The organism is Pseudomonas crudilactis (genome assembly GCF_013433315.1).
In the GTDB taxonomy this organism is placed as follows: Bacteria; Pseudomonadota; Gammaproteobacteria; order Pseudomonadales; family Pseudomonadaceae; genus Aquipseudomonas; species Aquipseudomonas crudilactis.
On the sequence record NZ_WXVV01000064.1, the window covers coordinates 1 to 492 of the forward strand.

The window sequence follows — 492 nt, forward strand, 5'->3', positions numbered from 1 at the left end:
CGAGGCCTTTTCGCTGACCAGTTCCAGCTCGAATTCGAACGGCGTGTTGAGGGCCTCACGACCGGTGAACGACAGCACTTGAAAGTCGCTGTCGATGCCATCGACGGTCAGGTTGAAATGAGGCTGGTTGGCCGGTGAGAACATCCCTTGTTCCTCGCGCAGTGCTGCGACGCGCAACAGCCCACTGCGGGGCTATTGGCAAAAATTCTTTAAAAGTGAGTGCGCCCCGACCAGCGATGCCGATCGGGGCGGTACAACCATCAGCCGCGATTAAACGACTGGAGCACGCCAGTCATCGGAACCCGAAGTACCGGAAACTTCGTGGGTCCAGGTGATTTTGCGGTAGGTGAACTGCACTTCTTCCAGGTGGGTGAAGTGCGCGTTGCCTGGATCCTGGCAGTTGTGCATTTTGTTGTTGATGGCGACGATGATCGCGTCTTCCAGTTTGGTGGTGTAGTAGTGCTCTTGGGTGCCTTGAGCAGAAGTACGGAA

At 56.3% G+C, this 492-nt stretch carries 2 protein-coding genes; both read right to left on the bottom strand.

Annotated features, from left to right (window positions below; translation table 11 throughout):
- A partial coding sequence (locus GTU76_RS30685; protein WP_180700265.1) for a hypothetical protein occupies window positions 1-144 on the bottom strand: 144 nt, incomplete at its 3' end.
- 126 nt (window positions 145-270) lie between these two features.
- Window positions 271-492: type VI secretion system tube protein TssD (tssD, locus tag GTU76_RS29805; protein ID WP_180700266.1), on the bottom strand; the 222-nt coding region annotated here is incomplete at its 5' end.